The sequence below is a fragment of the Mesorhizobium sp. M0715 genome (assembly GCF_040320355.1).
Classification (GTDB): domain Bacteria; phylum Pseudomonadota; class Alphaproteobacteria; order Rhizobiales; family Rhizobiaceae; genus Mesorhizobium.
The window spans coordinates 1-946 of record NZ_JAMYPL010000074.1 but is presented as its reverse complement, the minus strand read 5'-3'; the positions used below and the strand labels follow the sequence as shown (position 1 = coordinate 946).

At 64.2% G+C, this 946-nt stretch carries 1 protein-coding gene; it reads right to left on the bottom strand.

Going from position 1 to position 946, the window contains the following annotated elements:
* The coding region (locus tag NKI21_RS32340; protein WP_352869323.1) for an IS5 family transposase at positions 1-946 on the bottom strand (946 nt) is incomplete at both ends.

Sequence of the window (946 nt, the reverse complement as noted above, 5' to 3'; positions counted from 1 at the left end):
ATGGCGGCGATGAGGATCTGTCCTGCCGCCTTGGCCAAGCCGCGGTAGCGGATGGCGCAAAGCCGCATGCGGTTCTTCAAGGTGGCAAAGGTCGTCTCGACGGCGAAGCGTTGCCGCGCAATGAGCCGGTTGAAATGCTTCAGGCGCGCTGGCAGATGCGGATGATGCTTGTTGGCGCGCCGCATCAGTCTTGGCTTGATCCCGCGCTCCCTCAGCAATACCTGGCGCGCCTTGGTGTGATAGGCCGCATCCGCCAGCACTGCGCCTTCGTCGCCACAGATCAGATGATCTGCCTCGACCGTGTCGTTGACGTTGGCCGCTGTCGTTCTCACCCGGCGGATCAGGCCAGAGCCCTGGTCGACACCGACATGGGCCTTGTAGCCATAGGAGGAGCCAGGCTTGCCCTGCCGGCGTGTAAAGCCGGCATCGGGATCGCCAGCCTCGCCGGCCTCGTGCGCCGTTCCACTGGGTGGCCGTGCCGCCGCCGTCTCGATCACCGTGGCATCGAGCATCGTACCGCGCCGCAGGATCAGCCCGGCCTTGTCCAACTGACGGTCCAGTTCGCCAAACAGCTTCTCCAGAAGCCCCGCCTCGACGAGACGATTGCGAAAGCGGTTGAGCGTGGTGTGGTCGGGCACCGTCTCTTCGAGCGTCAGCCCAACGAAGCGGCGGAACGACAGCCGATCGGCGAGCGCCTCCTCCAGTTCGCTGTCCGACAGTCCATACAAGGACTGCAGCAGAAGCGCCTTGAACATCACCAACGAATTGTAGGCAGGCCGGCCTGGTCCGGCCGGCGAGCGCAGCCGTGCCAGGATCTTCTCGAAGCGATACCACTTCACCAGCAACGACAACCGGTCCAGGCGACCGCTCCGACCAAGACCCTGCGGCAGCAGAGCCTCCACAAAACTGAACTGACCGCTCGGCTTCGTCGTCATCGCAAGATCCC